General features: G+C 61.1%; 25 protein-coding genes. 11 read left to right on the top strand and 14 right to left on the bottom strand.

Translation table 11 applies throughout. From position 1 onward, the window contains the following. The first annotated feature begins 90 nt into the window (after positions 1–90). Positions 91–738 carry a phosphoribosyltransferase gene (locus tag GSQ80_RS08500; RefSeq protein ID WP_216850199.1) on the top strand — a complete coding sequence of 216 codons (648 nt, stop codon included), beginning with the start codon at positions 91–93 and terminating at the stop codon, positions 736–738. A gap of 60 nt (positions 739–798) precedes the next feature. On the opposite strand, the gene GSQ80_RS08495 is transcribed toward GSQ80_RS08500, so the two are convergent. The 4 genes from GSQ80_RS08495 to GSQ80_RS08480 all read right to left on the bottom strand — a co-directional run bounded on the left by GSQ80_RS08495 (position 799) and on the right by GSQ80_RS08480 (position 4,201). Further along, positions 799–1,572 carry a hypothetical protein gene (locus tag GSQ80_RS08495; protein WP_158787203.1) on the bottom strand — a complete coding sequence of 258 codons (774 nt, stop codon included), beginning with the start codon at positions 1,570–1,572 and terminating at the stop codon, positions 799–801. Positions 1,573–1,677: 105 nt separating this feature from the next. Next, entirely contained in the window at positions 1,678–1,992 is a 315-nt protein-coding gene (locus GSQ80_RS08490; protein ID WP_158787202.1) for a helix-hairpin-helix domain-containing protein, read from the bottom strand. Between the two features lie 120 nt (positions 1,993–2,112). Continuing rightward, positions 2,113–2,355: a hypothetical protein gene (locus tag GSQ80_RS08485; RefSeq protein ID WP_158787201.1), complete on the bottom strand. Its 243-nt coding sequence runs from the start codon at positions 2,353–2,355 to the stop codon at positions 2,113–2,115. Between the two features lie 307 nt (positions 2,356–2,662). Further along, the gene (locus GSQ80_RS08480) at positions 2,663–4,201 is read right to left on the bottom strand and encodes a PLP-dependent aminotransferase family protein (protein ID WP_158787200.1); all 1,539 of its coding nucleotides are present in this window, start codon (positions 4,199–4,201) and stop codon (positions 2,663–2,665) included. 199 nt (positions 4,202–4,400) lie between these two features. Here GSQ80_RS08480 and GSQ80_RS08475 point away from each other — a divergent pair, with 199 nt between their 5' ends. The 7 genes from GSQ80_RS08475 (at position 4,401) to GSQ80_RS08445 (ending at position 11,100) form a co-directional block, all read left to right on the top strand. Beyond that, positions 4,401–5,189, top strand: a complete 789-nt coding sequence (locus GSQ80_RS08475) for a tetratricopeptide repeat protein (RefSeq protein ID WP_158787199.1) — start codon at positions 4,401–4,403, stop codon at positions 5,187–5,189. A 178-nt stretch (positions 5,190–5,367) separates the two neighbouring features. Continuing rightward, a complete protein-coding gene (locus tag GSQ80_RS08470; RefSeq protein WP_158787198.1) occupies positions 5,368–6,183 on the top strand; it encodes a gamma-glutamyl-gamma-aminobutyrate hydrolase family protein in 816 nt (271 codons plus the stop codon). Between the two features lie 5 nt (positions 6,184–6,188). Continuing rightward, on the top strand, positions 6,189–6,806 hold the full coding sequence (rsmG, locus tag GSQ80_RS08465; protein ID WP_254059525.1) for a 16S rRNA (guanine(527)-N(7))-methyltransferase RsmG: 618 nt from the start codon (positions 6,189–6,191) through the stop codon (positions 6,804–6,806). A 129-nt stretch (positions 6,807–6,935) separates the two neighbouring features. Next, complete coding sequence (locus GSQ80_RS08460; RefSeq protein ID WP_158787197.1) at positions 6,936–7,844, top strand: ParA family protein; 909 nt, start codon at positions 6,936–6,938, stop codon at positions 7,842–7,844. A gap of 84 nt (positions 7,845–7,928) precedes the next feature. After that, positions 7,929–8,879, top strand: a complete 951-nt coding sequence (locus GSQ80_RS08455; RefSeq protein WP_158787196.1) for a ParB/RepB/Spo0J family partition protein — start codon at positions 7,929–7,931, stop codon at positions 8,877–8,879. Between the two features lie 80 nt (positions 8,880–8,959). Next, positions 8,960–10,333 carry an amidohydrolase family protein gene (locus tag GSQ80_RS08450; RefSeq protein ID WP_158787195.1) on the top strand — a complete coding sequence of 458 codons (1,374 nt, stop codon included), beginning with the start codon at positions 8,960–8,962 and terminating at the stop codon, positions 10,331–10,333. Next, positions 10,333–11,100 carry an isoprenylcysteine carboxylmethyltransferase family protein gene (locus GSQ80_RS08445; RefSeq protein ID WP_254059524.1) on the top strand — a complete coding sequence of 256 codons (768 nt, stop codon included), beginning with the start codon at positions 10,333–10,335 and terminating at the stop codon, positions 11,098–11,100. Before GSQ80_RS08450 ends, GSQ80_RS08445 begins: the two co-directional genes overlap by 1 nt. A 122-nt stretch (positions 11,101–11,222) precedes the next feature. Here GSQ80_RS08445 and GSQ80_RS08440 read toward each other — a convergent pair whose 3' ends face one another. The 3 genes from GSQ80_RS08440 to GSQ80_RS08430 all read right to left on the bottom strand — a co-directional run bounded on the left by GSQ80_RS08440 (position 11,223) and on the right by GSQ80_RS08430 (position 13,260). Then, entirely contained in the window at positions 11,223–11,519 is a 297-nt protein-coding gene (locus tag GSQ80_RS08440) for an HU family DNA-binding protein (RefSeq protein WP_158787194.1), read from the bottom strand. 305 nt (positions 11,520–11,824) lie between these two features. Continuing rightward, complete coding sequence (locus tag GSQ80_RS08435; protein ID WP_158787193.1) at positions 11,825–12,556, bottom strand: DUF2461 domain-containing protein; 732 nt, start codon at positions 12,554–12,556, stop codon at positions 11,825–11,827. Positions 12,557–12,612: 56 nt separating this feature from the next. Then, on the bottom strand, positions 12,613–13,260 hold the full coding sequence (locus tag GSQ80_RS08430; protein ID WP_158787192.1) for a trimeric intracellular cation channel family protein: 648 nt from the start codon (positions 13,258–13,260) through the stop codon (positions 12,613–12,615). Between the two features lie 124 nt (positions 13,261–13,384). On the opposite strand from GSQ80_RS08430, the gene GSQ80_RS08425 reads away from it, so the two are divergent. Next, a complete protein-coding gene (locus tag GSQ80_RS08425) occupies positions 13,385–13,723 on the top strand; it encodes a GIY-YIG nuclease family protein (protein WP_158787191.1) in 339 nt (112 codons plus the stop codon). Positions 13,724–13,842: 119 nt separating this feature from the next. On the opposite strand, the gene GSQ80_RS08420 is transcribed toward GSQ80_RS08425, so the two are convergent. Both GSQ80_RS08420 and GSQ80_RS08415 read right to left on the bottom strand, forming a co-directional pair. Next, positions 13,843–15,624 (bottom strand): M20/M25/M40 family metallo-hydrolase, encoded by a 1,782-nt coding sequence (locus GSQ80_RS08420; RefSeq protein ID WP_158787190.1) that lies wholly within the window; start codon positions 15,622–15,624, stop codon positions 13,843–13,845. A 115-nt stretch (positions 15,625–15,739) separates the two neighbouring features. Next, entirely contained in the window at positions 15,740–16,051 is a 312-nt protein-coding gene (locus tag GSQ80_RS08415; RefSeq protein ID WP_158787189.1) for a hypothetical protein, read from the bottom strand. A gap of 19 nt (positions 16,052–16,070) precedes the next feature. On the opposite strand from GSQ80_RS08415, the gene GSQ80_RS08410 reads away from it, so the two are divergent. Further along, on the top strand, positions 16,071–17,072 hold the full coding sequence (locus GSQ80_RS08410; RefSeq protein ID WP_158787188.1) for a hypothetical protein: 1,002 nt from the start codon (positions 16,071–16,073) through the stop codon (positions 17,070–17,072). Positions 17,073–17,088: 16 nt separating this feature from the next. Here GSQ80_RS08410 and ruvA read toward each other — a convergent pair whose 3' ends face one another. The 5 genes from ruvA to accD are packed head-to-tail and all read right to left on the bottom strand — an operon-like array spanning position 17,089 to position 21,760. Next, on the bottom strand, positions 17,089–17,688 hold the full coding sequence (ruvA, locus tag GSQ80_RS08405; RefSeq protein ID WP_158787187.1) for a Holliday junction branch migration protein RuvA: 600 nt from the start codon (positions 17,686–17,688) through the stop codon (positions 17,089–17,091). Between the two features lie 46 nt (positions 17,689–17,734). After that, positions 17,735–18,529 carry a 1-acyl-sn-glycerol-3-phosphate acyltransferase gene (locus tag GSQ80_RS08400; protein ID WP_158787186.1) on the bottom strand — a complete coding sequence of 265 codons (795 nt, stop codon included), beginning with the start codon at positions 18,527–18,529 and terminating at the stop codon, positions 17,735–17,737. 10 nt (positions 18,530–18,539) lie between these two features. Beyond that, a complete protein-coding gene (locus GSQ80_RS08395) occupies positions 18,540–20,003 on the bottom strand; it encodes a folylpolyglutamate synthase/dihydrofolate synthase family protein (RefSeq protein ID WP_158787185.1) in 1,464 nt (487 codons plus the stop codon). An 8-nt stretch (positions 20,004–20,011) separates the two neighbouring features. After that, the gene (locus GSQ80_RS08390; RefSeq protein WP_158787184.1) at positions 20,012–20,896 is read right to left on the bottom strand and encodes a class I SAM-dependent methyltransferase; all 885 of its coding nucleotides are present in this window, start codon (positions 20,894–20,896) and stop codon (positions 20,012–20,014) included. A 9-nt stretch (positions 20,897–20,905) separates the two neighbouring features. Further along, positions 20,906–21,760: an acetyl-CoA carboxylase, carboxyltransferase subunit beta gene (accD, locus tag GSQ80_RS08385; protein ID WP_158787183.1), complete on the bottom strand. Its 855-nt coding sequence runs from the start codon at positions 21,758–21,760 to the stop codon at positions 20,906–20,908. A 145-nt stretch (positions 21,761–21,905) separates the two neighbouring features. Here accD and thrS point away from each other — a divergent pair, with 145 nt between their 5' ends. Further along, positions 21,906–23,936 (top strand): threonine--tRNA ligase, encoded by a 2,031-nt coding sequence (thrS, locus tag GSQ80_RS08380; protein WP_158787182.1) that lies wholly within the window; start codon positions 21,906–21,908, stop codon positions 23,934–23,936. Positions 23,937–24,002 lie beyond the last annotated feature (66 nt).

Genomic DNA, 24,002 nt, shown 5'->3' with positions numbered 1-24,002 from the left:
TGGCTGAGGCCGAAGCTTTGGGTATCAGAGTAGGCTGGAGCTGACGCATAGGATGGCGCGCGGGGGCCGCCGATGATCTTTGAGGATCGCGTGGACGCTGGGCGACAGTTGGCGAAGCGGTTGGAGAGCTTCGCGCAACGAGCGGATGTGGTGGTCCTGGGAGTGCCGCGCGGTGGGGTGGTGGTTGCGTCTGAAGTGGCAACGGCGCTTGGGGCTCCGCTGGATGTGTTTCTTTCACGGAAGCTGGGCGTGCCGGGGCAGACAGAGCTGGCGTTTGGGGCTGTGTCGGCAAGAGGTGGACGCTATCTGGATGAATACATTTTGCGCACCGCCGCTATTTCGGCGGAACAGGTGGAGTGGATCACGGCAGAGGTGCGGAAGGAGCTGGATCGGCGAGCCTGTGTGTACCGCGGAGACCGGCCGCCACTGGATGTTTCAGGTAAAACCGTAATTCTTATCGACGACGGCGTGGCGACGGGAGCGAGTGTGTATGCGGCGATCCAGGCGCTGCGGCAGATGCAGCCGGCGCGGCTGGTGCTGGCCGTGCCCGTAGCGCCCGCATCGACGTGGGAGTGGCTGCGGACGGTGGTGGATGAGATTGTCTGCTTGGATCTGCCGGAACCATTTGCGGCGGTGGGAGGTTTCTATCGAAACTTCACCCAGGTGGAAGACGCGGAGGTGGTTGGGCTGCTCGAGCGCGCGGTGACGATCGAGAAGAACGGCCGGTCGGGTTGCTAGGGCAACGCGATCGGCCGTGTCTGGTTTCGTGAGGCTCGAGATTTCTGATTCACACTTCAGCTACTTCGCGGCCTGACGGGCACCGGCTGCCTTGGCATCGGCCTCGGTCATAAACTTGCCGTTCTTGGTGGTGCCGTACTCCTTGTCACCGGAGCCGTGATAGACCTTGGTGTTGAGGTTAACCCAGACAAGTCCCTTGGACTTCGCGGAAGCGATGTCGCTCGAAGTCGCCGGGGTGGGCGCGGCGGCTTTAGGTGCAGCTGCCTTGGCAGCCGGAATTGCTGCAGGAGTGCCTTTGGAGTAGGGCGCCATCGCCGCGGGGGCTGCGCTCTTGGACGCCATCGTCGGTGCCGGCGCGGGAGCCGGTTTCATCGCCGTCATGGGGGCCGGCGCAGGGGCAGGTTTCATCGCCGTCATAGGCGCGGGCGCGGCGGCGGCGTCTGCCTTGGCCGCGGCTTTCTTCTGTGCCTTAGTTTCTGCGGCGGTGGTGGTTGTCTTGGTGGTCGTGCTCGTCGCCGTGGTTGGCGTCGCTGATTTGGCAGCCGGAATTGCTACAGGTTTGCCCTTGGAATAAGGCGCCATCGCCGGGGGTGGGGCGCTCTTGCTCGCCTTCATCGGTGCCGGTGTAGGGGCGGGCTTCGCTGTAGTGGTTGATGTCGCCGCCGCTGCCTTGGCCGCCTTGGCGGCAGCCTTCTTCTGCGCCTTCGTTTCCGCAGGGGTGGACGTGGTGGCGGGCGTCGTAGTGGTGGTCTGCGCCTTCAGTGGTTGTGCGAAGGCGAGGCTGGCCGAGAGTAGTGAGCCCAGCGTGATGATCTTGATGAGGTTGGTCTTCATGGTGAGGGAGCTCCTTAGAATTTTTTTGACGGGCGAGCGGAAGCTAGGAGACTTCCGCTCGCAAGGATAGCCGAACAATACGTTCGGCGAGGAGTAACCGTGCGACTACTTACCCTGGCCTGCGATCACGAGCTTGCTGATCTTGTTGTAGGTGGCGGCCGGAACGATGCCCTTGGTCTTGAGTTGAGTCTTATTGGCGTACGGACGGCCGGCGATGATCTTTGAGGCATACGTATCGCCAACACCAGGAAGTGCCTTGAGCTCAGCAGCGGAAGCGGTGTTGAGGTCTACCAGTCCCATGGAGGCAGCAGCAGAAGGAGGGGTCCCTGACTTAGATTGCTGGGTGACAGCGGGCAGGGCAGCGAACAACGCGGAAGAGGCGAGGATGAGGAGCGTGGAGGTGAGGCGATTGAACTTCATGCGTGTCTCCGAAGATGAATTGCGGGCAGGCGGGCTCTTGCGAATCCGGTAATAGAGGTTGGGTACAAACACCGAATGACTCTGCGAAAAGGCGGCATCCGTACGGGAGAGCGGCGCGGGTTAGCTCTTCTTGCCGAAGAAGCTGGTGGCTTCGCCGATCAGGCTGCCAATGCCACCTGAGCTGGCGGGCTGACCTGCCGCTGCTGCTTCGGGGGCTGCGCAGCCGATGGCCGAGCTAAGCATTCCCTGGAATTCCGCCGGAACGCAGGACATAACGTGCGCCAGAACGACCTGTTCGACTTCGACAGCCTTATCGGGGCTGAGACCGGTTTTCTGTACCAACAAATCAGTGATAGCACTCATAGCAGTTCTCCTTTACTGGCCTTCGGTTGATCCTGCGGTTAGAGCGGAATGGAGGCACGAACACTGCCTCCACCAGATGTGGGAGATGTCTGTACGCGTTGGGACGGTTGTTACGGGACGGTCTCGGAGGAGCAGGCCAGCCTGGTAGAGCGAACGACGAACCCTCCTGCGCGTGCCCGTTGTGGGGCTGACGACTAACGGCTCGGTAGAGAATCCTTACAACTCTTCGTGCTCTAAGGACAGGAAGATAGCCCCTTCGGCCCTTCGCTGCGAGAAGCACTAGTATTCTCCACCCGAACGCGATCCGTCAAACCAAATTCCGGCTAAAAGTGGAGGGTGGAGGCGGTAGGCGCTCGGCCTTGATATGGTCAAATATGCTGGCCAGCTTGAGGACGCCGCGATGAATTTCCTTCTCGTGCACCGCGGCAAAGCCGATTTGAAGCGCCTCGGAAGTGGTGGCCGAGTGACAGTAGCGGCTCAGAGGGACGACGTCGATGTCGACCAACGCCGCGCGCTGCGCAACCATCTCGGCAGTAATGCCCTGGTTGATCAGGCTGGTGCGGAGACGCCCGATGGTCTGCATGCCGGCTTCGATCGTGGCGATCTCGAGATACTCGGCAAGATGTTGTGGCGCAGACTCGCGGAGGATGTTGTAACGCTCTTGATAGATCTTGCGCATGCGGCGCAGATGCCGGCCAAGGTGTCCCTGCTCGATAAAATCGCACAGCACTGCCTGGTCGAGAAGCGATTGATGGCGCGTGGTCATCGCCTTGGTGTAGGCAAACACGTCGATGAGATTGCGCGGAACCACGAGGTAGCCTAGCCGCAGCGAAGGGAACATTACCTTGTTGAAGCTGCCGCAGAAGATGACCTTGCCGGCGTGATCGAGGCCCTGCATGGCTGGAATTGGGCGGCCGGAGAAGCGGAACTCGCTGTCGTAGTCGTCCTCGAAGATAGACGTGCCATACTTCTTAGCCCAGGCGAGAAGTTGCAGGCGACGCTGCAGACTCATCGTCATGCCGACGGGATATTGGTGGCCGGGCGTGACGTAGACAAAGCGGCAGCCGCGAACATCGGCTTCCTTCGGTGCCGCTCCTTCAGCGTCCAGCCGCATGGAGACAATGCGTGCGCCGATTGCGGCGAAGACAGCGTACGCGCCCTGGTAGCCGGGGTCTTCGACCAGCGCCTTGTCGCCGGGATTGAGCAGCAGGCGCGCCGCGAGATCGAGGCCCTCCTGCACGCCGGAGACGACGATGACCTGCTCGGGCGCGCACTGAATGCCGCGCGAGCTATGCGCGTAATCGGCGATCGCCTCGCGCAACGGACGATACCCCTGGGCTTCGCAACCAAGCAGGTCGCGCGTAGTCGCGGAGCGTAGACGCCGGCCGGAAAGCTGCGCCCACAACGTAGTGGGAAAGAGGTCGAGCGCGGGAAGGTTCGTGCGGAACGCGCTGTTCTCCGGCCTCACCTGCAGCGTGAACGGACGCACCCGCGTGGCGAACGCGGAAAGATGCGGTCCGGGTGGCGTGGTCGCGCCGAGATCTTCGTCGGCGATCTGTTGCGCAGGGGCTAGATGCTCAGGCAGGATCTGCGAGACATAGGTGCCCGAGCCGCGGCGGCCTTCAAGATAGCCCTCGGCCTGCAGCTCATCGAGTGCGGCGAGGATCGTGCCGCGCGAAAGCTGGTACTGGCGAGCAAACTCGCGGCTGGCAGGCAGCTTGGACCCCGGCATGATGCGGCTGTTGAGAATCTCGGTGCGCAGGGCGTTGCGCAGCCAGTGGAAGGAGGGCATACCTTCGGGACGCGGGGGAAGGACGAGTTCAAAGCTTGAGGCACGGCGTCTCATGCGTCCTCCTGCACTCGGCTTGGTTTGACCGCAAAATAGGTCTAGACAAGGGGTTAGATTCAAAGTGGTCTGGTGGATTTTGCGGAAGTGGGCCTATCCAGCCGAACCAATCGGGATCATGCTAGTCCGATGATCCCGTCCGGGTCTAGTGCGCGCGTTGAGATGACAGCGTTGAACGTCAGCAAAATGGGAGGTACGTATGAAGTTGACTACGATGAGCTTGGTTGGTTGCACAGGAGTGGTCGGTCTGGTCTTCGCGTGCGGCGCGATGGCGCAGACCCACAACGCGTTGAACTTCGGACACGTGGATCAGCAGTCGCCCTCGTCGAACGCTGAGCCTACCGTGGTGACGCCGGAGTTGCTGGCAGACATGATGGTGGTGCATGGGCACTACGCAGAGGCAATTGAGGCGTATCGGAAGATTCAACCGCAAAACGCCCAGATCTATAACAAGATCGGCATCGCCTATCAGCGCATGGCCAAAGACGAGGACGCGATTGCCAACTATGGCCAGGCGACCAAGTTGGACCGCAAGTTTGCCGCACCCTACAACAATCTGGGAACCGTCTACTTCCACGAGAACGACAACAAAAGGGCGCAGCAGCTATATAAGAAGTCGATCAAACTGGACGCAGCGACTGCACCGTTCTGGAGCAACCTGGGCGCGGTGTACATGGCAGAACGCCAGTACAGCAACGGCGCCGAGGCCTACGAGAAGGCGTTCTTACTGGATCCAGATATCTTCGAGGAGATCGCTCTCAACGGCATAACGCAGACGGAATCGCCACAAGAACTGGCCAAGATTTATCTGACCTTTGCGGAGATCTATGCGCACGCGGGAATGAAGGTGCAAGCAATCCTGTACCTGCATAAGGCGATCAATGAAGGGTTCAACGACCGGAAGCAGCTGCAGCAGGATCAGCAGCTCGCCACGCTGCACGGTAATCCTGAATTTGACACGCTGTTGACCGGCGCGCCAAAACAGTAGCGAGACTCGTTGAGACAAGCATTTGCCCTGTGCGCGGCGCTCGAGCTGCGTACAGGGCATTTTTGCATTTTGGGTAACTAGTTGGTTAACAGGCGGGAGAGCGGTGGCGGGAAATCTTTTAGGAGCGTCGAGTTATGGGGTGGCTTGAGTCTTGTACCCTGTTTCTAGGGGACGATTTATGACGCCACGCATTGCGATTCCGGTGCCGACCTCAACCGATGTGCCCTATAACCAGCGCTCGTGGCCAAGCTATGCGCGGGCAGTGACGCTTTCAGGTGGAGAGCCCGTGGCGATTCCGCTTGACCTGCCGATTACGATGCTGCGGGAGTTGATCTCCAGCTGCGAAGGGGTATTGCTGCCCGGAAGTCCGGCTGATGTCGACCCGGCGCTCTACGGAGCAGATCGGTATCCGTCGACGGCAGCTGCCGACCCAGCTCGGGAGACCGTCGACTACCTCCTGCTGGATGACGCGGAGAAGCATGGAAAGCCGGTACTGGGGATTTGCTTTGGGGTGCAATCGCTGAATGTATGGCGCGGGGGGTCGCTGATTCAGGACCTGACGCCGCTGCCAGTGAATCACAGCGCGGGGAGCAAGGTAGCGATCGCGCACACCGCTCTGGTGGCGAGAGACAGCCTGTTGGCGTCGTTACTTACGGAGGACGAAGCGCCAGAGGTGGATGGCTTCCTGCGGCTGCCCATCAATACCAGTCATCACCAGTCGGTGGCGGCCCCCGGAGCCGGACTGCGGATTGTGGCGCGTTCCCCGGAGGATGGCGTGATCGAGGCGGTCGAAATGGACGCCGACGACTCGGTGTTCCACGTGGAACATCTAGCGGCAAAACAGTTCGTGCTGGGCGTCCAATGGCATCCCGAGCGGAGTTTCGAGATCAGCGCGGCTAGCCGAGCACTATTCGCGCGGCTAGTGGAAGAGGCGCGGCGTGTGGAAGCGGCGGGGGTAGATGTAGCCCACACAACGGAAAGCGCGGCACAGTAGCTGCCGTGGCGACTCTTTCAGAGAGCAGAATCGCGGAGTTGGTCGGACCATACCTGGAAGAGGCTGCGGTACCGGCGGGCATGTATGGCCAGCTTTCGGTATACCTGGACCTGCTGGTGAAGTGGAATGCGCGGACCAACCTCACGGCGATTCGGGAACCCGAGGAGATGGTGCGACGGCACTTTGGCGAGAGTCTGTTTGCCGGGGTGCAGGTCGGCGGGCGTGTGGCGCAGGATGCAAGCCTGCTGGACTTCGGTTCCGGTGCCGGATTTCCGGGGCTGCCCATCCAGTTATTGTTGCCGGGATTGCGGGTGACGCTAGCGGAGTCTCAGGGGAAGAAGGCGTCGTTTCTACGGGAGGCGGTCCGGACGCTCGGGCTGACCACAGAAGTGTGGGCAGGACGCGTAGAAGCAATGCCGGAAGTCGCCGGGATGCCGAGGCGGTTTGATGTGGTGACGCTGCGGGCCGTCGACAACATGGAACAGGCGATGGCGGAAGCTCGGCGGCGAGTAAAGCCAGGCGGCTGGCTGGTGGCGTTGACTACGGACGCGACGAATGGCGAAGAGAGCATCCGGCTACCCGGGGATGGACCCGGCTGGGTTAGGATGCACCGGACCGAGTAGCGGGCGACTAACGCACAGGTTCCTCATGCGTTGCACAGCATTTCAACCAGATGTTCCACGTGGAACACCAGTTGGAGTGTTCCACGTGGAACATTGGGCGGCCCGTTCTGCTAGGCTGAGGTTCGTCCCATGTCTGAACAGAACGAAGCACCGAACCCGCCCTCCCCGCAGACCCCTACGCACCGCAGTAAGGTCATCGCCATCGTCAACCAAAAGGGTGGCGTCGGCAAAACCACGACCGCGATCAACCTGGCGGCAGCCGTTGCGCTCGAAGGCGTGCCAGTATTGCTGCTCGATGTCGATCCGCAGGCCAATACTACCGGAGGGCTGGGCTTCTCCCGCGATGAGGAGCGCCTCTCCGTGTATGACCTGTTGCTGGGAAATGCCACCGCCAGCGAGGTGATTGTGCCGACGGACGTGCCAAAGCTGTCGCTGATCCCCGGCACAAAGAACATGATTGGCGCGAATGTGGAGCTAGTGGGCGTGGAGCGCCGAGAGCATCGGTTGCGCGAGGCCCTGGAGCCGGCCCGGAACGACTATCCCTTTATCTTCCTGGATTGCCCGCCAGCGCTGGATCTGCTTACCCTAAACTCCCTGGTCGCGGCCGACACCCTGCTGGTGCCGATGCAGGCTGAGTATTTCGCGCTGGAGGGCATCTCCGAGCTGATGGCGACGCTGGACCGCGTATCGGCCAGCTTCAACCCTGAGCTTTCGATTGAGGGCGTGCTTCTGACGATGTTTGACGACCGCACCAACCTTTCGCAGCAGGTCCGGGATAATCTCCAGAACTTCTTCGAAGACAAGCTGTTCAAGACGACCATTCCGCGCAATATCCGGCTCGCGGAGGCTCCCAGCCACGGTAAGCCGGTCGCGCTGTACGATCCGCGGTCGCGCGGCGCCGAGGCCTATCGGAACCTGGCGCTGGAGCTGCTGGACCGGAACGGCATGAAGCCTGCCAAAAAGCAGGGACCGAAGCCGAACTTCGCCGTCCTCGAAAGCATTGGCGAGTCGAAGGGAATTTGGCCGTTTCGCAAGTAGCGGTTTTCGCTTCAGACCGGCTGCACAGCGGCACGGCTTGGACCAAACGAGTTTATTTTTGACAGGCGGGGATCGGATAAGACAATGGCGAATCAACTTGATCAACACGGTAAGGCGCAAACGAGCAAGCCGCGGGCGCTGGGTAAAGGCCTGGAGTCGCTGCTGCCTTCCAGGCAGGCTGCATCAGCGCCAATCCCGGTTGCCCCGGCAGCGGTGGAGTCGACCGGCAAGCCGCTGGAGATCGACGTCGAGTTGATTGACCGCAACCCGTTCCAGACCCGCACGAACTTCGATGAAGCCAAGCTGGCAGAGTTGGCGATCTCGATTACTGCGTCGGGCGTGGTGCAGCCAATCGTTGTGCGGCACGGGGTAAACCATCGGCAGGATGGGCGCTACACGCTGATTACGGGCGAGCGTCGGCTGCTGGCCAGCAAGAAGGCTGGCAAGACGACCATCCCTGCGATTGTGCGCGAGGTATCGAATCTGCAGTCGATGGAAATGACGATCGTCGAAAACCTGCAGCGCGCGGATCTGAACCCGATGGAACAGGCGCATGCCTATGTGCGGCTGAGCCGGGACTTCCATATGACCCAGGAGCAGATGGCAGAGCGCACCGGCAAGGATCGGGCAAGCGTCTCTAACTTCCTTCGTTTGTTGAAGTTACCAGAATCAGTGCAGCGCCACGTGGAGCTCGGCGAGCTGAGCTTCGGGCATGCGCGGGCACTGCTTGCGCTCGAATCGCCCGAGGCTATCCTCGCCGCCGCTCAGAAGGTGCTGGCGCTCCATCTGTCCGTGCGGGCGACCGAGAACTATGTGCAGGGGCTGTTGAACCCGGAATCGAAAGCCAAGCCAGCGAAGCCCGCGGAGGTGGTAGATCCGAACGTCCGCGAGGCGCAGGATACACTGCGTCGCCGCCTGGGCCTCAAGGTCACGATCGAGGACAAGAAGGGTAAGGGTCGCGTGATCATCGAGTACTCCGGCGTAGAAGACTTTGACGCGATCCTGACGGCGCTGGGCGATACGCCAGGCGTATAGGTTTGCGCTGACCGCGATTTGAGCTTCGGCTCGGGGCCGTGTACATCCACTTCCAATCACAGAGGTTCATGATGCGCCGCATGCTTCTCCCGCTCGCTATGTTTGGCCTTGCTGCTGCCACGGCCTTCGCTCAACCGACCTATCAGCCGACCACTGGACGCACGCTGCTGCGCGCTGGACGCGTACTTGATGTCCATACCGGCAAGGAAGCCGCGGACGAGACCGTCATCATCACCGGCGATAAGATCGTGGGAATTGCGGCGACCAGTGCGACACCGGCAGGGCCAGGCGATCGCGTCGTCGATCTGACGGCGTACACGTTATTGCCCGGCCTTATCGACGTGCACACGCACCTCACGATGGCGACGAACTTCGATCCATACTTTGAGCTAACGATGACGCCAGCGAAGGAAGCGATTCTTGGCGTTGAGAACGCGAAGACCACGCTCGAGGCTGGCTTCACGACGGTGCGTAATGTGGGGGCGAACGGCTTCACCGACGTGGCACTCCGCGACGAGATCAATGCAGGACACATTCCCGGACCACACATGATGGTGTCCGGGCCGGCGCTGGGAATTACGGGCGGGCACATGGATGAGAACCTGCTGCCCGAGCAATATCACGTGCAAGGCGAGGGCGTAGCGGACGGGATTCCGGCGGTGCAGCATATGGTCCGGAACAACATCAAGTACGGCGCGGACCTGATCAAGATTGGCGCGTCGGGCGGTGTATTGTCGAAGGGCGATGACCCTCAGGCATCGCAGTACACGTTGGAGGAGATGCAGGCGATCGTGGCAGACGCGCATCGCCTCGGCCGCAAAGTGGCCGCGCACGCGCATGGAGCGCAGGCGATCCTGTGGGCGTCAGAGGCTGGCGTCGATTCCATCGAGCACGGCAGCTATATGGACGACGCCGACATTACCATGATGCTGAAGCATGGCACCTACTTTGTGCCGACCGCGTACCTAATCGACTGGGTACAGCAATATGGCAACCTCCCGCCGTTCTACGCGCAGAAGATGAAGGACGTGAGCGCGGTGGAGAAGAAGAACGCGATCCGCGCCATCAAGGCGGGCGTTAAGGTGGCCTGCGGAACGGATGCAGCGGTCTATCCGCATGGGTTGAATGCGCATGAGCTAGACGTGTACGTGAACCAGTTTGGGATGACGCCGCTGGCCGCGCTGCAAACGGCAACGCTGAACGCCGCAGACCTGATGGGATGGACCGACAAGGTCGGATCGCTCGAGCCGGGCAAGTGGGCGGACGTCATCGCAGTGAAGGGCGACCCGCTTGCAGATGTGAAGATCCTGCAGCACGTGCCCTTCGTAATGAAGGCAGGCGTGATCTACAAGGATGAATCCCAACCGGCGGCTGTCGACAAACTGATCGCAGGAGCTGCAGCCGCATCGATTGCGTCGCCCATGGAATCCAACATGATGGAGAACAGTTTCTGATGCAGGCTACACGTTTTGAGTATCGTTTCCGCTTCGCGATTCACGCGCTCATTTACATTCTTGGCTTCACAGCGCCGTGGCTGTTCATGCATTCGCTGGCGGGTGTACCAGGGTTCACGACGAGCTCGACGTGGCTGGTCCTGTCCACGGCGCTGACCAAGCAGGGATGGCTGGCGTTTGATGCGGCGACGATTACGCTGCTCGTGGTCGCCCTGCTGCTGACGGGCCTTGGCGCGTGGCTGCGGGTGTGGGGATCGGCCTACGTGGGGTCAAGCATCGTGAAATCGCCGACCATGCACGGCGAGACGATGCTGGCGGATGGCCCCTATCGTCGCACGCGCAATCCGCTCTACCTGGGCACGCTGCTGCACATGCTGGGGGTGACGATTCTCATGCCACCAAGCGGCGCGGTGTTCGCGGTAGTGCTGCTGTGGATCTTCCAGGTGCGGCTGGCGCTGGCAGAAGAGCCGTTCCTCACCGCGCAGTTTGGGCAAGCGTATCTCGACTACAAAAAGGCCGTGCCGCGCTTTTTGCCTGCGACGAAACCACAAATCGCGTCGGCAGGAGTACGACCGCATTGGGTGCAGGCGCTGTTGGGCGAGATTTATTTTGTCGCAGTGTTCCTGGTGCTGGCAGTGTTTGGATGGAGCTTCAACGCGCAGCCGCTGCGGCAGGGGCTGATTATTTCGGTGGGACTGGCGCTGGTGGTGCGAGCATTTCTGCCGCGCGCCACGCAGGATGCGCCGGCTGTCGCTCAGGTTCGCTAAGAACGTCAAAAGGGCCGGAGAGCCGACGCAATGCGCGTCGATTCTCCGGCCCTTCTCACTAGCCTCCACAAGACCCAAAAACTAAACCCGAAGTATTAGGGCACTCGTTAGCGAGACGCTCGTTACTTCTTGGGCGGAGCGATCGTGTCCTTGGCAACCTTGGCCACGCGGAACTTCACAACGGTCTTGGCCTTGATCTTGATGGCCTCGCCGGTCTGCGGATTGCGACCGATGCGAGCCTTGCGCTCAGCCTTGACGAGCTTGCCGATGCCGGGGATCGTGAACTCGCCCGACTTCTTGGTCTCCTTCACAGCGGTCTCGGCCAGGAGCTCGAGGAATGCTGCGGTCTGCTTGTTGGTGAGCTCGAGCTTCTCCGCGAGGAGGCGGACCAGCTGTGTCTTTGTAATTCCCTTTGCCATATTGTTTCTCCTTCGTTCAAGTAAATAAGAAATAGATAAAGCGGATTGAGTGTGAGCCTTGGCTCATCTCCCGACCTGCCTCTGACGGCCTCCCGTTCCGTCTTCCACCGGACTTAGCCGGAAGCTTTTACGAGGTGGCAATCGCCAGTGTTCATGCGGGTGCGGAGAACCGCGCCGATGTTCACCTTCAACCTTCTTGAACGCTTTGTCAACGTCAAATCACCCATTTCCACAGATATTTGATGGTTGTTTCCGAATTTGATCCCTTAAGAGCGCATATTCACAGGTTTTTCGTTTGATTGTGCTCAGAAGAAACGCTTCGAGGTGCTCATCGATGCTCGACTCGCAGCGTCCTCGTCGCGGTACAGAATCGCGTCGTTGAGCGTGTCGACCATCGGAGTCATCAAGCGGAATCTGCGCACGATCTCGCGAGTGAGTGTAGGTTCGAGCGCGGCCTCTCCAGGCAGCCACGCACGCACGCCCCAGCTCTTGGCGCGGACCAGTTCGTCGGCTGGATCATCGCGGTCAAAGCCTTTGGGCATGCGAGTGAGCGCTTCACTCTCGCTGAGCTCGATGCCGGCACCACGTGACTTCAGCAGCTTCTTGAGCGTGGCGCGATAGCTTTCATGGTGCGCACTCATCCACCGGCGAAGAGCCAGGAGCTGCTCGCGCTCAGGCATGTAGACGCCGGCGGCGATCATCACCTGTTGCGGGCTGATCTGCAGGTAGAAGCCGCCACCGGAGGTCTTCTCCATGCCACGGCGCGACCACCATGCAGAGAGGTGCGTCTTGTAGGGCTGCTTGTTCGGGCTGAAACGAATGTCGCGATAGATCCGCATAGCGACCTTGTGGGGTGGGCGCACGTGCTCGGGCGCGAAGTCGATCATGCTGGCGTTGATCTCCTCGATCAGCGCCAGCATTGGGGCCTTCAGGGCGCGCTCGTACGTGGAGCGGCGCGCTTCGAACCACTCGCGGTCGTTGTTGCGCGCGAGCCCGCGGAGAAACTTCATGGCTTCGGGAGTGAACTGGGTCGGCATGCCTCTTCGATGTTACGGCTAGCCTGCGAGGCTCACAAAGAAGCGTGGTGACGGCTTCATGAAGGATTCGCAGGAACAGCCCCCGGCAAATTCCAATGGAAATGCACGGCCAGCATGCGAAGCACAAAGCAGGAGACAATCCCCAAACTGCTGGCGATGGCAGGAGGAACTTTCAGCCGGAGGCAGATCACGGTAACGGCCGCACCGAGCAAGGCCGCAGTGGCATAGATATCGCCGCGAAGCACCATGGGCACACGGCTGATCAATACGTCGCGGATCGCTCCGCCCCCCACACCGGTAATCCCGCCCAGCATGATGCAGAGCAGTGGAGTCAGACCAAACTGGACTGCCTTGGCTGCACCGGCGACAGCAAAAAAGCTCAGACCCGCAGCGTCCAGCAGCGTAATCAACGAAGAGTTTTCAAAATGAGTGGCGGAATGCACAAGGAAAACACTGGCTCCTGCCACCAGGGCGATGGAGAAATAGCGCCAGTCCCGCATGGAGCTCGGCGGAGCATCCCCAAGAAGAACGTCGCGAATAATCCCGCCCCCGGTCGCCGTGACGATCGCAATCACCAGCACGCCCAAAAGGTCCAGCCTGGCATTGACGGCCACGGAAGCCCCTTCGGCAGCAAACAATCCCGTGCCCACCAGGTCAATGGCTAGCAGCAGCGTTGTGGATCGCGGGTGGGGGATCAACTTCATGCCAGCTACTATAACGCGGACTTCCATCCTTGGACGAAGTCCCAGCTTTGTCATCTCGACCGAAGCGAAGCGTAGTGGAGAGATCACTGCATTCCGAACGCTGTAGCGATCATACTTCGAGACTATGGAAACATTTGCCTACGTTTACATCCTCAGTGGCAATTCGAAGTGCCTGTATATCGGGCTCACGACCAAGCTTGAAAAGAGAATCTCCGAGCACAAAGATCATGTGTTTCCCGAAAGCTTCAGTGCACGATATAACATCAAGCGCCTGGTTTACTTCGAACGATATAGCGATATCCAAGTCGCGATCGCTCGCGAAAAACAATTGAAGCGATGGTCCCGGATTAAGAAGGTTGCCCTGATTGTCGGGAGTAATCCCGCGTGGCGCGACCTCAGCGCGGAGTGGGGAACGCCTGTGGAACCGTTCTCTGGTGAACTTCATAAGCCTGAGGCGTTTTAGCGGAATGCAGGGATCTCTCCATTGCGCTGCGCTTCGGTCGAGATGACAGCCTTGGATGGATCCCAAAGAACAGCGGCGAAGACCGAAGTCTTCGCCGCTGGTTGGGTGCCAGATGAGGCTTACTCGACGGCGTTCGGATAGATGCCCTTGAGCGGGGCATTCATCTTCTGATCGAGCTCGGGATGAGGATACGGCTTGCGCGGCATCATCGCGTCGCGCTGGCTGGTGTTCCACAGGAAGATCGCTTCGACGACGGCCGCCTGTTCAAGATCGCCCTGGTGGAGGCGATCGACAGTGTCCATGTCGGAGTGATGCGTGCGCGTCTCGTAGTCCATCGGATCCTGGATGTACTGGAAGCCGGGCAGCCCGACCGCATCGAACGACAGGTGATCGGTGCCGCCGGTGTTGCGATTCGTGATCGTCGTAACCCCTAGATCCGCGAGCGGCGCGATCCACTGAGCGAAGATCGGCGCGATAGCGAAGTTGCCCTGCGTATACACACCACGCACCTTGCCGGTGCCGTTATCGAGGTTGTAGTAAGCGTCAAGCTTGTCCCACTCAGGCGTGGGGTTGAACGCGCCATGATGCCCCATGAAGCTGGGGATGCCGGCGGGATCAGGCGTAGCCGGCGGAGCGAAGCTGCCGAAGTGCTGCTTCACATAGCCCTGCGAGCCGAAGAGGCCTTCCTCCTCACCGCTCCAAAGCGCGATGCGAATAGTACGCCGCGGATGCAGATCGAGCGCCTTGAGGATGCGCACCGCCTCCATCGCAACGACCGTGCCTGCGCCATTGTCGGTTGCCCCGGTGCCGGAGATCCAGCTGTCGAGATGCCCACCGACCATGACGACCTGGTCCTTCAACTCGGGATCGGTGCCCGGGATTTCAGCGACGGTATCGAAGCCGTGCTCATGCTCGCCCGTGACCTTGGTCTCAATGTTGACTTCAAGCGTGACAGGCACATGATGCTGGACCATCCGCGCGAGGCGGTTGTAGTGCTCAATCATCATCACGGCGTTCGGAATCTTGACGGCGTTCTCGGGCTTCTGCGCATCGCGTGCGAGGTTGGCGCCGTTATCGTCGAAGATGATCCCGGTACCGCCCCCATCCTCGCTATCGCGGCTGGGCGTGATGATGGCAAGGACACCTTCGTCCGCCATCATCGCAACGGCCTGTCTGCGCAGTGAGGCGGCTTGCATGCGCTGCGCATACATTGTCCGGAAGGCGGGGCTGCTCAGCGAGAACGAGCGGCCTGCTTCGTACGTCTGCATCTCTTTGAGCTCCTCATCGGTGTAGCGCGTGAAGAGCGGCTTGGTGATGTCGGGGGTGGGGCGCGTGGAACCTAGCAGAACGATCTTGCCGGAGAGCTTACCCTTCAGCGCGTCCAGCTCCTTGGCGTCCGTGAGCGGCACGTAGACGATCTCGCCGCTGACAGGCCCCTTGGTTGCAGGAGACCACGGCGCGGACTGCATCCACAGTGGCTCAGGGTCAGGCGAGACCATGCGTGCCCAGGTATTTACCTGCGCCCAGCCCAATCCGAACTCGCCCCAGTCTTCAAGATGCGCGTTCGACAATCCAATCGCCGTCAACGTATCGCGCGTCCAGGCATTCGCCTTGGCCATGTTGGGCGAGCCGGTAAGGCGCGGGCCGATGCCGTCATTCAGCGCCTCGGCGAAGTCCATCACCTTGCCATGCTGAAAGCCTTCTTCGCGGATGCGCTGATACATCGCGAGGTCGAGCGTCTCGGTCGGAGGCTGCGGGCCGTAGTAAGAAGGCACAGGCTTAGCCTCCTCATGCTTCTTCTTGTCTTGCGCATTTGCGCCGAAACAAACAGCCGCGATTGCTGCAGTGAGCAGGGCCGCGGTCGTGCTTCGGCGCAGCAAGGTATTAGCGAACTTCGCCATGGGAAAAACTCCTCAGAGGGGGTGCAGGATGGAGAAAACCGGTGGGGCTAGGATACGCGTTCGCACGCCCAGGATGGCGCAGAATTTTGCGGTGAGCCCTCTGTAGTGGTTGCGCTTACGTTCTGCGCGTCTTGCGCTTCATACGCCGCGCCCATTGCACGCCGAGGAAGATAAGCGCCAGCGCCATCACCACCACGCCGACCGGAAAACCAGCCAGACGGTAGGTTTCCGCGAAGTCCGGGTGCTTGCCCGTCGCCATCATGTAGACCAGCAGGACCATGATGGACACAAAGGTCGTCAGGAAGAACGCAGCCATTCCGGTGGCGACCCCCATGATCAGCGACTGGAACCAGCCCAGATCCCCAAGTGGGATTCCAAACAACTGCCCATCCCGTCGCGCGCGTTCTACATCGTTTGCAGTAGCCATACTCATTTAGAATAAGCTAATGGCAGAGACTGTACAGACCGGCCAGCCGCGCACGCCGCAATTAGTGCGCGCCGCCAGCCTGGTAAACGCCGCGCAGATCGCGCACGATACGGAAGTCCGCCAGTCCCCCAACGGCGTAAGCTTTGCCACGTTTGGCGAGACGGGCCTCGCGGATCTCGATCTGGATCGAATGCTTGAGACCGTGCCGACGGCAATCACGGCAGCGCTGAAAGCGAACACGTACTATTTTGTCCCGCTGGCGTTGCGCGAGGCCGTGGCGGAGAGCTCTGAAAATCCTGAGGCGGACGCAGAGGCGCTGTTGAAGAGCGAGGCAGCCGCCGAACCGACCATGGTCGCGAGCGCCTACACCGACGAGTTCTCCGACGCCGCCATCTGCCATCGCAATGTGGAACTTGGCCATGGACGTCGCGGAGTCTTCATCTCCACGCGCTTGATGGGCGATCGCTTTGCGCTCAGCTTCGAATTCTTCATCAACGTCGCGCATGCCTTTGTGGATCAGGCGGGAACGCCCGAAGTGTTTGCAGACTTGGTATGGAAGCAAGCCCTGGGCGGCGTGCGTGGCGAGACCAGCATCGACGCCTGGGAGACCCGCAACCTGGCGTTCGGTCGCCCGGCCAACGCGCAGCCCGAGCCAACACCGCTGCCGTCGCGACGTAACCGCGGCCTGGCAAGCTTCTCAGCAAGACAGCGCGCGTTTGCCAGCGATGACGGTGCGGTTGGGCTGGATCATTTGAATGCGTCGGCGCCAGTCGCGCAGGTGGACGCGCCGTCAAGCATCAGCGACAAGGACCGTGCGTTGTACCTGGAGGCGGCCTTCTCGGATGCGGTGGCAATTTATCTCCTGTCGCTCGCGCTGGACTTCGATTACAGCGAGTTGCGTGAGCGGGAGTATCCGTTGCTCAGTCCAGCTGCGCTCGCCGCACGGCTGCGCGTGGTTGCCGAACTCTACCCGCCAAATCCAGGGTATGAGTTCGCCGTAAAGTATCGCCGCCGCGCCTAATCCTGGCGCGTAGACGCTAGCGAACAGCGGCCATCGCCGCGCGAAACAACTTCTCGAAATCCGCAGACACCGCAGAGTCCTTCGCCGCGCTTTCCACGGCTTTTTGTGCAATGGGCCGTGGATATCCCAGGTTAACCAGCGCACTGAGCACATCTTCAGCGGTCGCACCCAAAGAAGGCGTAGCCGACCCGCTCACCGGCACCGCCCCCGCCAGGCCCTCCATTTTGTCCTTCAACTCCAACACCACCCGCTCCGCCGTTTTCTTCCCAATCCCCGGAATCTTCGTCAGCGTCCCATGGTCCCCGCCACGAATCGCCGCCACCAGCCGGTCCGCCGTGATGCCACTCAATACCGTGATCGCGAGCTTCGGCCCAATGCCCGAAATCGTCAGCAGTTTCTCAAACAACAGCTTCTCCGTCACCTCGTAGAAGCCAAACAACTGCAGCGCATCCTCGCGCACATGCGTATGCACATGCAGGCGCACCTCGCTGCCCACCTCACCAAGCTCTGTAAACGTGGTTACCGAGATCCACAATTCATAGCCCACACCACCGCAGTCAACGACCACGTAGTTGGGAATCTTGTACAGTAGCTGTCCACGTATATGCGCGATCACACAGCGAGTTTACCCTGCCCAGCAGAGCAAAATCCTTCCGGCCAGATCAGCCGTGCGCTGCGGTGTAGGTCTCATGGATAATGCCGCGCAGTTTGTCGGTGAGAACCTCGGCATCGCGCGTGGACATCCCCACCGTCGAAATTGGCTCTCCCACAATCAGCTTGATGGGCCTCGGCTTGAGCGCGTACACGTGGATGGGCAGTAGCTCATACGTCCCCACCAGCGTAAGCGGCACAAGCGGCACCTGCGCCTTAATCGCCATCCACGCGGCGCCAGCGAGCATCGGCTGCAGCTCACCGTTGTACGCTCGCCCACCCTCAGGAAAAATCACCATCGGCATCCCCGCCTGCAGAGTGCGCGCACCCCGCGCCAGGCTCACCACACCGGCACGCCCCGAACTCTGGTCGATCGGCACCTGCCCGGAGCGCTCCAGATACCAGCCGATGAACGGGATCTTCCACAGCGGCGCCTTCGCCAGGATTCGAAATTGAAACGGCAGCTTGGCGAACAACACCGGCGTGTCGTAGTAGCTCAGATGATTGCTCGCGTAAACAGCAGGCACCCCGACCGGTAGCCGCTCCGCATGCTCGAGCTTAACCGGCGCAATCGCGATTCGCAGAAGCACCCGCGCCCACACGCTGGCGATGGCGTGCTGCTGGCGACCGGATTTATCCCATACGCCGCATACAAGCGAAATAGTTCCGAAGAAGCCAGTGGCCATCGCAACCAGTGGAATGAAGACCAGATAATTCACCCAGCGCCGACGCCAGGATATGACCGGCGTCGGGGAGTCGGGCCGAGCGGGTTCTTCTGTCTTCACAATTTGGTCGGCGGCAGACATCTCCCCTATGCTAACCCGCTTGCGTTAACGCGAGTGCGCGTATCTCGCCGACCAGGAAGATAGATCCGGTTGCGACGATCACACCCTCCTTCGGCGTCAGCGATTGGGCCTGCTGCAGGGCATCGCGCAGATCGCTCGCCAGGTGGACGGGAACATCCAGCCGTTGCGCGGCGGCGGCTAACTCTTCGATCGTTGCAGCCCGGGGATTGTGAACCGGCGTGAGGATGACGTGGTCGCCGGCACGTGCCGGGTCCCCCGATGTGGAATCGAAGAGTGGCAGCAGAACCTGCTCCATCTCGTCGATCTGCTTGTCTGCGAGGCAGCCAAAGATGAGCGTGCGCGGCAGCCCCTCCGGCAATTGCGAGATGGCCGCACGCAGCGTCCACGCACCGGCAGGATTGTGCGCCACATCCAGCAGCAGCGGCGCATGCCCAGTATGCGAAGGAATCCACTCCAGCCGCCCCGGCCACTGGGTTTCGCGAATCCCCTGCTCGATTGCCGCGTTTGAGATCGCTATATGCCGCCCGTCGACCAGATGGTGGTTGCTACGCAGCTCGAGAGCAGTCGCGATAGCCAGCGCAACGTTGCGCTGCTGATGCTGGCCGGCGAGCGGCGAGTCGACATGCAGCGCCTCTCCTTCGAGGGACACATCGTAGACGTTCCGCGCCAACATTGAAGTGTCCGCGCCCGAAGCAGTGTGCTTTGCAACGTCGCGAGAAGGCGGAAGGCAGCGGGCCGCATCCACACCACGCACTTCAAGCCGAACAGCCGCTTCGCCAATCGCCGCGTTGGCCTCCGGATGTTGCGCGAGGGTAACCAGCACGCCGTCCTGGCGAAGGATTCCGGCCTTCTCCCCGGCAATCTCGCGAATCGTGTTACCAAGATACTCAGTATGGTCGATGCCAATGTCGGTGATGACGCTGACGATAGGTTCGACAGAATTCGTGGCGTCAAGCCGCCCACCGAGGCCGACTTCGAGTACGGCCAGCTCCACGTGCTGCTCCGCAAACCAGGTGAAGGCGATAGCAGTAAGCAGTTCGAAGAAGCTAGGGTAATGCGGCAGCCCACCGCTCGCGATAAGCCGCGCGGTGGCCATGTCGACGACCCCGTAGACGCGGCCGAAATCAGCGTCGGGCATTTCAAGGAGGCTCCCTATAGAAGCACCTCCGTCAGGCGAAATCTTAATCCGCTCGTTCACGCGCAACAGGTGCGGCGAAGTGTACAGGCCCGTCTTGATCCCAGCGGCGTTGGTGATCGACGCAAGCGTGGAGGCCGTGGAACCCTTGCCGTTGGTGCCCGCGATCAGCACCGAGGCGAAGCGTTGCTGCGGTTCCCCGAGCGCTTTAAGCAGCGCGCGAATGTGGTCCAGCGAAAACTTTCTTCGCGGAGCCGTTGCGGCACCATCCACCGCACGGCCTGTGCGCAGCTCCGGCCCCAGCGCCGCCAACTGTCCCAATGCATCGTCGTACGTCATCACACCTATCAGTCTCGCACTTCTCCCAACACAGCCTCCACAGACGCCGCCACGCAGATCCGACCAGCCTTGCCGCGCAGCAGCAATCCATCCTTGCGGCCCGCGAGATAACGCGCAGAGAGTGCGGTGCTGTCGAGGTCTTCAACAACGCGCAGCCCAAGCCACTCAAGCTCTTCGGCAAGCTGAGCGGGCGTGAAGAAGAGCTGAAACGGCTCGCCAGCCAACGCCACGCGCGCGCTCAGCGAGTCGTGCATGAGTTGCTCCACCGGCGGCAGCACCTCGCGCGGCTGGGAGTAGTCGAAGACCACCTCGCTGCCCGCCTTAAATCGCGCCAGCAGACGCATCGTCGCGCGGAAGCCTTCCGTAGTGAGGTACGGCACAACGCCCAGCCACGCGGTCACCGTCGGCACCCGCTCGTCGAAGCCCGCAGCCTTCAACCGCGCCCGCAGCGAATCCTTCTCGAAGTCCACAGCAACAAACCGCGCACTCTCCGACGCCAGGATCCCAGCACTCGCCAGCATCTCGATCTTCCACCCCTGCGTCGCCGGATGGTCGACCTCAAACACCCGCACGTCCGCATAAGGATTGCGGCAAGCAAACGTATCCAGCCCCGCGCCGAGCACCAGGTACTGCCGCACGCCAAGATCGCGGACCGCCGCCGCGAGCGTGTCCTCGGCGAGCCGCGCGCGCACCACCATGAACGCCCTCAACGCAGCGGAAAACGGCCGCTTCACGCTATCCGGCGTGCGCTTTACTTCTTCGTAATGCTCTCTACCGAGAATCGGAACTGCGAGCGGATCCTCAAACACCAGCGGCTTCGCATCATGCAGCTGATGGGCCGCGCGGCGGAGAGCTACCCGCAGCGCCGTCCGCGATGGGTTCACTTCATGCATAGGGACAAGCTACGCGGTCGCCGCGCCTTGGGTCATCCACTTCAGCGTCTCGCCGAGGTAGGCCTTGAGATCCTTGCGCTCCACCACCGCATCCAGGAAGCCATGCTGCAGCAGGAACTCTGAGCGCTGAAAACCTTCGGGCAACTTCTGCCGAATCGTCTGCTCAATCACGCGCGGCCCCGCAAACCCAATCAGCGCGCCGGGCTCGGCGATGTTCAGGTCGCCCAGCATGGCAAAGCTCGCCGTCACGCCGCCGGTGGTCGGGTCGGTCATGAGGCTGATGAACGGAATCTTCGCCTCGTCCATCTTCGCCAGCGCGGCAGACACTTTCGCCATCTGCATCAGGCTGGCAATCCCTTCCATCATGCGCGCCCCGCCGCTTGACGACACGATGATCAGCGGCACCTTGCGCTCCAGCGAACGATCCACAGCGCGCGCAATCGTCTCACCCATCACCGGCCCCATGCTCCCACCGATAAACCCGTATTCCATCACCGAGAGCACCACATCCTGCTCCCCGATCTTCCCGATCGCATTGATGATCGCGTCGTTCAGCCCCGTACTCTTCTGCGCCGCTGCCAGCCGACCCTTGTAGGGCTTCAGATCGGTGAACTCCAGCGGATCGGTCGACCGCAGCTCCAAATCGACCAGCTCATAGCCGGGCTCGAGAAGGCTTTCGATGCGGTCCCGCGCCGCCAGTTTGAAGTGCTTGCCGCAGTTCGGGCACACCTGCAGATTGGCGTCGAGATCCGCCTTCCACAACGGCTTGCGGCACTGCTCACACTTGATCCAAAGGCCTTGGGTCCGCACCTCGTGGTCGGGCGTCGGGGAAATCTCGTGCGGATCGCGTTTGAACCAGGTCATTGCCGGGGCTCGCTCCTGCCCCGCACCAGGTGCCGGGGACCTCTGCCATTGTATCGAACCTGACAGGTGGGTGCCCCATCTTTGCGACAGCCTCACCGTCGCTAAGGTGGGCCAGCCGAGGGACTATTGCTCTATCCTTGTAAGCGTGAGCAACTTAATCAAAATCCAATTGCCCGACGGTTCCATTCGCGAAGTCCCCGCCGGCACAACACCCTTCGATATCGCCAACGGCATCTCCCCGCGCCTCGCCGCCGCCGTTGTCGTCGCCCGCATCCGTCCGCTGACCACCGTCGCCGTCAACGAGAACGAGGCCGCACTCGAGCAGTCCGAGGAGGCGATGTACTCCGGCCCAGCGTCGTCCGCCGAAAGAATCGTCGGCCTCTCCACGCCGCTGCATGAAGACGTTACGCTCGAGCTCCTCAAGGAGAACGATCCTGCATCCCTGCGCGTAGCCCGCCATTCCGCCGCGCACATCATGGCCACCGCACTCCTCGAGCTCTTTCCCGAAACCAAGCTAGGCCACGGCCCTGCCACCGACAGCGGCTTCTTCTACGACGTCTATCGCGAAGTTCCCTTCACCGAAGCCGACCTCGCTGCCATCGAAGCCCGCATGGCCGACGTCGTCGCGCGCGATGAACCCTTCGTCCAAATCCTCGAGCCGCGCGATCAAGCCCTCGCCGACTACAAATCCGACGCCGAGTTTATGAAGATCCACTTCATCGAGCGCTTTACGAAACCCGGTGACGAAATCTCCCTCTACAGAAACGGCAACTTCACCGACTTCTGCCGCGGCCCCCACGTCCCCTCCACCGGCCGCGTCAAGGCTTTCAAAGTAACCTCCATCGCCGGCGCCTACTGGCTCGGCGACGAGAACAATCAGCAGCTCCAGCGCATCTACGGCACAGCGTTCTTCAACGCAAAGGATCTCGACGCGCACTTCAAGCAGCTGGAAGAGATCAAGGCGCGCGATCACCGCGTCCTCGGCAAGCAGCTCGACCTCTTCAGCATCCAGGAAGTCGCCGGCGCCGGCCTCATCTTCTGGCATCCCAAGGGCGGCCTCATCCGCAAGACCATGGAAGACTGGATGCGCGACGAGTGCATCCGCCGCGGATATCAAATGGTCTTCACCCCGCACATCATGCGTCGCGAACTCTGGAAGATCTCCGGCCATGAGGAAAATTATGCGGAAAACATGTACCCGCCCATGGAGCTCGACGACGCGGAATACCGCCTCAAGCCGATGAACTGCCCCGGCCACATTCTCATCTACAAGAACTCGCCGAAGAGCTACCGCGATCTACCCCAGCGCTACGCCGAGCTAGGCAACGTCTACCGCTACGAGCGCTCCGGCACCATGCATGGCCTGCTGCGTGTGCGTGGCTTCACCCAGGACGATGCCCACATCTTCTGCACACCCGAGCAAATCGAAAGCGAAGTAGAAGCCTGCATCGACTTCGCCGAGTCCGTACTCAAAACCTTCGGCTTTGAAAAATTCCTCGTCGAACTTTCCACCTGGGATCCCAAGGACAAGAAATTCATCGGCAGCGCCGACAAGTGGGAGAACGCCGTCGGCTCGCTCACCCGCGTGCTCGATCGCAAAAACATTCCCTACAAGACCATTCCCGGGGAAGCCGCCTTCTACGGCCCCAAAATCGACATCAAATTAGTCGACGTCCTAGGCCGCCTCTGGCAACTCTCCACCGTGCAGTTCGACTGGAACCTCCCCGCACGCTTCGACCTCGAGTACATTGGCGAAGACGGAGCCCCGCACCAACCCGTGATGGTCCATCGCGCGCTCTTCGGCTCCGTCGAACGCTTCTTCGGCGTGCTCATCGAGCACTACGCCGGCGCCTTCCCAATGTGGTTAGCCCCTGTGCAAGTCGGCCTCGTGCCCATCAGCGAAAAGCATCATGACTACGCCAAGTCCGTGCAGCAGCGCTTAGAAGCCGCAGGCCTGCGCGTAGAAGCCGATCTGAGCAACCAGAAGATGAACGCCAAGATCCGCGACTTCGGCCTCCAGAAAGTCCCGTTCATCCTCATCCTCGGCGACAAGGAAGCCGCCTCCGACAGCGTCAGCGTCCGCGTCCGCGCCAAGGGCGACGAAGGCAGCGTCCACCTCGACGCCTTCCTCGACCGCGCAAAGAAACTCGTCGCCAATCACTCCATGGAGCTGTAACGGGAACCTGGTAACACCACGCAGGTTTTGGTCTTGACAATAGTTTACTAGGAAACTATTATTCCC

Origin of the sequence: Granulicella sp. L46 (assembly GCF_009765785.1) — a bacterium.
Taxonomy (GTDB): Bacteria; Acidobacteriota; Terriglobia; order Terriglobales; family Acidobacteriaceae; genus Granulicella.
Note: the sequence above shows the minus strand (reverse complement) of the source record. Positions and strands in the feature narration are given on the sequence as shown.